This is a genomic window from Microcoleus sp. LEGE 07076 (assembly GCF_015207455.1).
In the GTDB taxonomy this organism is placed as follows: domain Bacteria; phylum Cyanobacteriota; class Cyanobacteriia; order Cyanobacteriales; family Microcoleaceae; genus Microcoleus.
Map to the genome: position 1 here is coordinate 1 of NZ_JADEWV010000244.1, position 8,224 is coordinate 8,224.

5 protein-coding genes are annotated in these 8,224 nt (G+C 45.8%); 2 read left to right on the forward strand and 3 right to left on the reverse strand.

Translation table 11 applies throughout. From position 1 onward, the window contains the following. Positions 1–131: 131 nt before the first annotated feature. Positions 132–1,775 (reverse strand): RluA family pseudouridine synthase, encoded by a 1,644-nt coding sequence (locus IQ270_RS25955; RefSeq protein WP_193976046.1) that lies wholly within the window; start codon positions 1,773–1,775, stop codon positions 132–134. A 256-nt stretch (positions 1,776–2,031) separates the two neighbouring features. Here IQ270_RS25955 and IQ270_RS25960 point away from each other — a divergent pair, with 256 nt between their 5' ends. Beyond that, positions 2,032–3,714 carry a tetratricopeptide repeat protein gene (locus IQ270_RS25960; protein ID WP_193976047.1) on the forward strand — a complete coding sequence of 561 codons (1,683 nt, stop codon included), beginning with the start codon at positions 2,032–2,034 and terminating at the stop codon, positions 3,712–3,714. 660 nt (positions 3,715–4,374) lie between these two features. Further along, positions 4,375–4,986 carry a hypothetical protein gene (locus IQ270_RS25965; RefSeq protein ID WP_193976048.1) on the forward strand — a complete coding sequence of 204 codons (612 nt, stop codon included), beginning with the start codon at positions 4,375–4,377 and terminating at the stop codon, positions 4,984–4,986. Between the two features lie 270 nt (positions 4,987–5,256). On the opposite strand, the gene egtD is transcribed toward IQ270_RS25965, so the two are convergent. Next, positions 5,257–6,300, reverse strand: coding sequence for an L-histidine N(alpha)-methyltransferase (gene egtD / locus IQ270_RS25970; RefSeq protein ID WP_193976049.1), 1,044 nt, complete (start codon positions 6,298–6,300; stop codon positions 5,257–5,259). A 579-nt stretch (positions 6,301–6,879) separates the two neighbouring features. After that, positions 6,880–8,178 carry an SUMF1/EgtB/PvdO family nonheme iron enzyme gene (locus IQ270_RS25975; protein WP_193976050.1) on the reverse strand — a complete coding sequence of 433 codons (1,299 nt, stop codon included), beginning with the start codon at positions 8,176–8,178 and terminating at the stop codon, positions 6,880–6,882. Between the last annotated feature and the right edge of the window lie 46 nt (positions 8,179–8,224).

The window sequence follows — 8,224 nt, forward strand, 5'->3', positions numbered from 1 at the left end:
CAATTATGTGTAAATTATTTAATTCGCGATCCTTAATTCCTGCACCAAAATTCAACAACTGACGAAAGTTTGTGCAGTGGCGGTTTCAACCGCCGTCTTATCTTGTAATTTGACAAAGAGTATCCGCGCGCTCAAAATGGAGTCGCCGCCTGTAAGTGCAGCCATTCTCCCGACTGCGGGTGTGCAAAAGAAAGTTCTCGCGCGTGCAAGTGCAATCGATTCGCAGCAGCCCGACATCCGTAAAGTCGATCGCCCAAAATCGGTATTCCCAACCCTCCGACATCCGCTGCATGAACCCGCAACTGATGCGTGCGCCCCGTCAGCGGCAAAAACTCGACGCGAGTATGATTTCCCTCCCTCGCCATTACCTCAAAGCCAGTAACGCTGGGCTTTCCGCACTCCCAACTAACTTGCTGGCAAGGGCGATTTTCCGGATCGCCCCAAAGTGGAAGTTCGATCGTCCCGGCATCAATTTTTACAGTCCCAGAAAGCACCGCTTCATAAACTTTGCGAACTTGTTTTTTAGCAAATTGACCGCTCAATTTGCTGTGGGTTTCTTTGTCGCGCGCCAGCAGCAAAATACCCGATGTTTCTAAATCCAATCGGTGAATATTCTTCAGATTTAAATCATCGTAAAAATAGTTTCGTAAGCGGCTTTCAACGCTATCTTGAGTATCGAGATATCGACCGGGAACTGATAGCAATCCGCAGGGCTTGTTGACAGCAATTAACCAGTCGTCTTGATAAATAATCGGTAATTTTGATTTATTTTGACCCAATCCAGAAAGTAAAAAACCCATCAACGGCTGACACCGATCGCCGCAAGCACCGTAAAATTCCCCTTGAATCTTATCTCCAGAACTTGGCCCCCACCAAAACTCTGCCATTGCTAAGGGTTTGAAATTATTTGCAGCAGCATAGTGCAGCAATTTGGGCGCGCAACAATCGCCCGTTCCCGTGGGAATAGAATTAGCTGGCATCAATTGCAAGATCGATCGCGATTTACCCAAAAAATTCACCAGCGTATAGGCCGCGTGCATCTGCGCCTGAAGTTCGCGGGAAAGCTCTTTTCGCTGCTTTTTCAGCGCCCGCATCCGCTCATCGGCAGCTTCAATTAAGAGTTTTAGTGGCTGCAATGTTTCATCCCGCTGCCGTTTCAATTGCCTGCGTTCAATTTTCTCCAAACGGCTGGCTTGATTCAATTGTTCGAGAGCAATTGACAGTGCTTCTGTTGCGAGATTTTGAGACAGTAATTGACGTTTTTGTTCTCGCTGTTGCTTGCAGTTTCGGTGCTGTTCGTTCAAAACTTGCAGTTGCAATTCAAACTCGCTCAATAAAGCTTGATACTCTTGTCGCTGCGGGAGTTGATTCAGTGCAATCAGTTCCTGTTTCATCGCCTCCAATTGAGTTAAGGCGCGCGCTTCCTCTCCTTGAACTCGATCTCGTCCCGGAATCGGCGGCACCCAGCCCTCAACAACGCTGCAACCGTTCAGCAGCCCGGAAAATGCTTTGAGTATCCCCTGTTCCCCCGAAGCCATCTCTACCAGCAATATGCCGTACATCTTGCCCTCGCGATCGAAGGAATCGTCCGCAGCCAGGTACTGCATCAAACCCCGGGCGAGTTCCTCAGACATTCGAGTGCGCGGGAGTCTCAGCAACTCCCCACTTTGAGGGCAATTACCTTGGTACCAATAATTGGCGGAAAAGTCGATCGAGCTTGAATTGCGATCGGTAAAGCAGTCCGCAAAATCTAAAAGCCTGTGTACAGTTAGCATATTAAATTTCTTTTAAAATCTGGATGACGAGATATTTGTTTGTATCCCGACCGCATTTTACAGGCGAATACTGAAAGCTGGAACTGTGCATAATTTTATACATATAGATTCAAGTTGCTCTCAAGTAAATATAATTTGTGGCCGAACACCTGATATGCTAAATTTGTTTCAAAACAGCAGCGAGTTAAAAACATCATAAGTTAATATATAAGACCGCAAGCTTGTCAACCCACTAAATTTTTTATATGTAAGGCGTATGCCAGACCTCTCGACTTCAGCCACAGAAAACTCCTCAAACCCCCAACCAGCTCTGCTGCCACCGATTTTAAGAATTTTTGCAGCATTTCCAGATTACGATCGGGGCAATAGATTGTACGCATCGGGAAGGTACGAAGCGGCGATCGTTTGCTACGGAAAAGCGGTTCAAATTAAGCCGGAGTGGGCGAAGGCTTGGCTGAATCTGGGCAAAGCTTACAAGCAACTGCACTCCTACTCCGAAACAGTGGCCTGTTGCGATCGAGCCATCGCAATTAATCCAGAAGAATATTGGGCTTGGATGCTGCGCGGAACAGCACTGTTAAATTTGCAGAATTACTCAGAAGCGATCGGGGCTTTTGACAAAGCAATTGAAATCAATCCAGAAAAGCACGAAGCTTGGTACCAGCAGGGCAGAGTTTTAGAAGAATTGCAGCAGTGGGATAAAGCAGCAACCTGTTACAAAAAAGCCACCCAAATTCACCCAAATTTGCCCGCGATGTGGTGCCGACAAGGCAACGTATTGCTGCAAGCAGAGCGCTACGCTGAAGCCGTAGCCGCCTACGAGCGCGCGCTAAAACTCGTCCCGACTAATTGGGAAGCTTGGCTGAACCGAGGTTTGGCTCTGATGAAGGCGGAACGCTACGCTGAAGCTGTAACTTCTTACGATCGCACCATTCAACTACAACCCCAAAATAGTCTGGCTTGGTTCAATCGCGGCATTGCTTCAGCAAAACTGCACAAATACGGAGAAGCAGTCACAGCTTACGATCGCGTATTGCAACTGCAACCCAACGATTGCGAAGCTTGGTTTTATAAAGGAATGGCCCTCAAACACCAGTGGCGCGATGGCGCAATTGCTTGTTTTGATCGCGCAATTAACATTAATGCTTTTTATCCAGAAGTATGGATCGGGCGCGGTCAAACCCTGTCAGAATCGAGAGATTATGAAGAGGCGATCGCTGCTTTTGACAGAGCAATTCAAATTAATCCAAACTTCCCCGAAGCTTGGCTGGGTAGAGGCATCGCCCTAGCAGAATTGGAACGCTACAAAGATGCGATAATCGCTTACAGCAATGCCCTACAAATAGAAGGAAATTTTCTAGAAGCTTGGAATTTGCGAGGCGAAGCTCTAGAAAAATTGCAACAGTACGAAGAAGCGATCGCCTGCTACGATAAAGTAATCTCTCTGAGTTCAGAAACAGAAATTACCTCAAAAGTAGGATTGCAGCAAGGCGCAGCCCTGGAAAAATTGCAGCGTTACGAAGAAGCCGTAGCAGCTTACAACCGCGTCATTAAAATCGTCCCCGACAATTTTGAAGCTTGGTTGAAACGTGGCAACACTCTATCAACTTTGCAGCAGTACGAACAAGCTCTAGCATCATACGATCGAGCAATTACTATCTGGCCCGACAGCTATCAAGGCTGGGTGCAGCGAGGTTTGGTGCTAGGAAAAATGCAGCGCTATTCCGAATCGCTCGTCGCTTTTGACCAAGTGATTCAACTCAAGCCGGACAACTGGGAAGCTTGGGCGCAGCGGGGCGACGTTTTGCAAAAATTGCAGCGGACTCAAGACGCCATGAACTCCTACGGAGTCGCCCTAGAAATTAAACCCGATTATTACGAAGCTCTAGTCAGTCGAGAAGAATTAAGGCTCAAGGACGCAATGACAGGAAAATGGTAATGGAGATGTGGAAACAAGCAGGAAAAAGCAAGAGAGAGGTGCAATTTTCTATGAAAACAAACTCAGTAATTTTTAACAGCAAAAGTATCTTTGTAGAAGTTTCAAAATGCTTTTTAAATCCATAAACATTGGCAAAAGTAAGTCAATTTTAGAGCCTTAGACTTCGCCCTAAAAGTTTTAAATTGACTGTGCAGATTAAGGCGCGCAGAATTAATTACACTTGCATTACTGCATAATATCATCTCCGGTCGATTACCCTAACAAAAACAGTTCGATCCTGTGGGCTGGAGTCCGCTCTTATGTTGCCGACTCCAGCCCGCACGCGCGATCGAATCTTATTGAAGTTATATCAAATCCGGTTGGATCGGAATGATTTAACCGATCGCACGCGAGAGCAAACTAATTCAAACAAAATAACTTGAGCTTTTACACATTATAGTTATTTTCACAAAAACCAAAAATTAAACCTAAAAAAATTAGGTGAGGAAAATTTTCATAGTTTTGATTGCTTAAAAATAACAGTAAGCTCAGCCACATCTGCCGAATGTGGGTTACAATAACGGCAAAAGTGATATTGCTCGCAAAAAAAAGAATCTTTAGTGAAAATTAGCCGATCGAATCAGCCAAACCAGCAAATGTATTGATTTTGCTTGAATAAAGATGTCTAACGTCTACAGCACGGCCCAACTCATTAAAATCCTCGAAGAAGAGCGCCAAGCCTGCTTGCACGGGCGGCGTCTCAACTTGACTGAAACTCCTGCTACAGGCAATCCCGTGATTGACCGCTTTCTCAAATCTGAGGGCGTTCAAAAGTTTACTGCTTATCAAAATTTTAAGGCTGCGGTGCACGAATACCAGCGGGAACATCAAGTTTCTGGGATTGTCTGGCGGGAAATGGCGGTTAAAGGCAATACTCTGCGCTATCCGGCGGTGGATGACGAGTTGATAGCTCTACCGGTTGATTTGATTACTCTGACAGCAGCTAAGATTGCGATGTTGGAATTTTGGCAGCAGGTAACTGCGGGGATGGATTTGTATTTGAGCATTAACAGCGGGAAGGATTTTCGATCGATCGAGCCTATTGATGTAGAGGCACTAGCTCAGCGCACAGAATGGGCCAGTCTTTCAAAGTGGGAAAAGTTGGATTTTCTGGAAATTTTGTTGCAGTTGGGCTGGGGGAAGCCGGAGGAAGCCTATTACAAGCGGGGATGGCCGACTTCGGGCAGCGAGTACATTCACGCCGTTAAACCCGGACAGCGGCCGATTTGTTAATTAGTCAGTTGTCAGTTGTCAGTTGTCAGTTGTCAGTTGATAGTTGATAGTTGATAGTTGATAGTTGTCAGTTGATAGTTGATAAGTAGCGGGCGTAGTAGACACAGCTTTAGTTTGTGGAACTCATACGTGAACCCTAAAGTAATAGTTCAGAAGTTAATGGATGCACTCACCATTTCAGAAACCGGGTTTCTTGCGATATTTCTCGTTCCTGTTGTCAAAAATCGTAGAAACCCGGTTTCTTTCCCTCGCACTAACTAATGACAACTGTCAACTGTCAACTGTCAACTGACAAAGCATCAAGCCAAACCACTGTTTTGGATCTGTCCAAACTTGCACCGACTTTAAACCGCGCTCCGAAAGTTCTTTCTTTACCTTGTTGAGATTAAACTTGCGAGAAATTTCGCTACGGATTGTTTCTCCGGCGGCAAATTCAACTGTTAAATTGAGAGCGCGCAAGTTCGCGGTTTGCGCTTTTTTACTTCTCAAGTGCATTTCAATTTGACATTCCTCTTGATTGTAAAAAGCCCAATGCTCGAACTGCGCCAAATCAAAATTTCCCTCATATTTTCGATTTAAATGTCGGAGCATATTCAAGTTAAATGCTGCCGTCACTCCTTGACTGTCATCGTAGGCAGGTTCTAAAATATCCTGAGATTTGTCTAAGTCAATTCCCAGCAAAAAATACTCTCCCGGCTGCAATGCACCGACAACTTGCGAAAAGAATAGATCGCATTCTTGAGGGTTGAGATTGCCGAGGGTGCTGCCGAGAAAGCAAATCATTCGGGTTGGCAACGGTGACGGGGCAATTTTAGCTAGGGCTAGTTCGTAAGTGCTGACAATTCCGTGAATCTGAAGCGATGGATAATCTGTCAAGAGTTGACAAGCGCTGCTTTCTAGGATAGTAGGGCTGATGTCGATCGGCAAATAGTGCAGGGGATATTTCAGTTGGTTGTAAGCATCCAGGAGAATCCGAGTTTTGGTGGAACTGCCGCTGCCGAGTTCGACGATTTCGCACGGGCCCGTCAAACGGGCGATCGCCCCTGCACATTCTTGCAAAATCGCTGTCTCCGTGCGTGTCACGTAGTATTCTGGCAACTGACAAATCAACTCGAACAGCTTCGATCCGCGATCGTCGTAAAAATACTTGGGAGGCAGGGTTTTGGGGTTTTGAGTCAACCCGCTAACTGCATCGCTGCCAGCATTGATTTCTGCGGGTGTGGGTGTTGCAGCGCTGACAAGACGCTCTAAGTACAGGCGGTTTTCCTTCGTTGAGGCTCGGTTTGTGGTTTCGGACAGTTTTGGGAATTTCATAGAGTAAAATTAGGATGCACCAATTGGTATAACACGAAGTCGCGCTGCCAAATATCAGGCTCAAGCGAGATTTTTTATCTCGATCTCCGTTGTATATTTTCGTTTTCTATTTTCTCACTAAATGGCGATCGATCCCCAAATTAAAACTTAAAATTTATCAACTATAATTAATTATAAATTATTTTATAAAAGTTTGTTGCTCGATCTTTTGAGATTTGAAAAAAATTGGGAGTTTAGCTCAAAAAATATCGTTTCTAATTCTGTCTCGCTCAATTTATATCTATCCGTAAAATAAGCCCCATCGGTTCGCAGTCAGGACTAAATTCCTTTGACTTCGATCGGGACTAAAGTCGTGACTGCGAATTTAGGATCGAAAACTTAATAACTTAAACACCTGCTACAATCCTCTCTCCTGTAAATTGCAAGAAAGAAGGAGGCAGAGCCTCCGGATCTGCATTAGCAGGCAGAGCCTGGTAACGAGCAAACTGTTAACTGTTAACTGTTAACATCATGTATGAGTGCAACCGGAATTGAGATCACTACGAACCTATTTGATTTCGGTTATAATTGCATAGCCCACTACTTAGCACAGCGAAATCCAGCGATAATTTGCCGCACGCCCGGATAGTACCAATTCCGAAAACTCGATCGCAGTGCTTGATGAAAAGTCGCCCAACTCCCGCCTTTCAAAACTCGGTGCTCTCCATCAAAATAAACTTCAGAGTATCCCCTGTAAGGATAACTTTCAAATCCTGGATAAGCGTCAAAGGTGGAAGCAGTCCACTCCCAAACATTGCCCAACATATCGCAGCAGCCTGTCGCACTCGATCCTTTTGGAAAAGCGTCAACTGGCGATGTGTTTGCCAGATTATTTTCGTGATTGCACAGGCTGGCATCTGGCGGTGCTTCTCCCCAAGGATAGGTGCGATTTGTTTGATTTGCTGCATCCCAACTCGCTGCTTTCTCCCATTCGGCTTCTGATGGCAAACGCTTGCCGATAAAGTTGCAGTAGGCTTCGGCTTCGTACCAACTTACGCCGCAAACTGGATGGTTGTTGAAAGCGGGATTTTCAGACCAGTAAAGCGGGCGATCGACTAAATGAACTTTGAGCCATTTCCACCCCTCTACTGACCACCAATCAGGGTTTTGATAGCCGCCGGATGCCATGAAATTTTGGTATTGACCGCAAGTGACGGGATAGCGATCGATCGCGTATGCTTCTAAATAACACAAGTGGCGCGATCGCTCGTTATCCAAAGCCTCAGCAGCATCGCTTCCCATATAAAATTCCCCGCCCGGAATTTCAATTTCTGAATTGGGCATCGGGCATCGGGCATCGGGCATTAATATTCCTTCTTCCCTCTGCCTTCTTCCCCCTTGCGGATCGTTAATCCGTGTATCCGCGTTCAAATCCGTGTCGCGCCTTCCTTGCTTCTCCTGCATCTGCAACACAAAAGCAACTGTTTCACAGTGCTGGCTTTCGTGCTGAATCATAAACCGCCAGAGACGTTCTTGCTCCTCAATCGGCGCTACTTCCAAATAATCTAACACCTTTTTTCTCACCGCATCCAGATACAATTTAACTTCTGGTAACGGCGGCAAAAAAACCCGCTGTTTTTTAGGCAAAATATCAGCAGCAAACAGTTGGTGATACTCAGAAAAAACAGGTTTCAACCCAGCACATCGCTGCAACAGCCACAAATCCTCAGTATAAGCAATGTGACCTAAATGCCAGCCAACCGGACTGAAATCTGGATGAGCAAGGCGGCAGAAAGTATCGCAATCGATGTCTGCAAATAATTTGAAAGTGCCGCGGCGACACTGCTGCAAATCTCGATAAATTGCCTCTCTACAAGATTGGATAGATTTGGATATCACCGTCTACTCCCGTACTGATAATGCTCTGGACTGGACACTCGTGCCA

Excerpts from the sequence above, each read along its gene's own strand:
- IQ270_RS25955 (WP_193976046.1), bottom strand. The coding sequence starts at position 1,775 with ATGCTAACTGTACACAGGCTTTTAGATTTTGCGGACTGCTTTACCGAT.
- IQ270_RS25960 (WP_193976047.1), top strand. The coding sequence starts at position 2,032 with ATGCCAGACCTCTCGACTTCAGCCACAGAAAACTCCTCAAACCCCCAA.
- IQ270_RS25965 (WP_193976048.1), top strand. The coding sequence starts at position 4,375 with ATGTCTAACGTCTACAGCACGGCCCAACTCATTAAAATCCTCGAAGAA.
- egtD (WP_193976049.1), bottom strand. The coding sequence starts at position 6,300 with ATGAAATTCCCAAAACTGTCCGAAACCACAAACCGAGCCTCAACGAAG.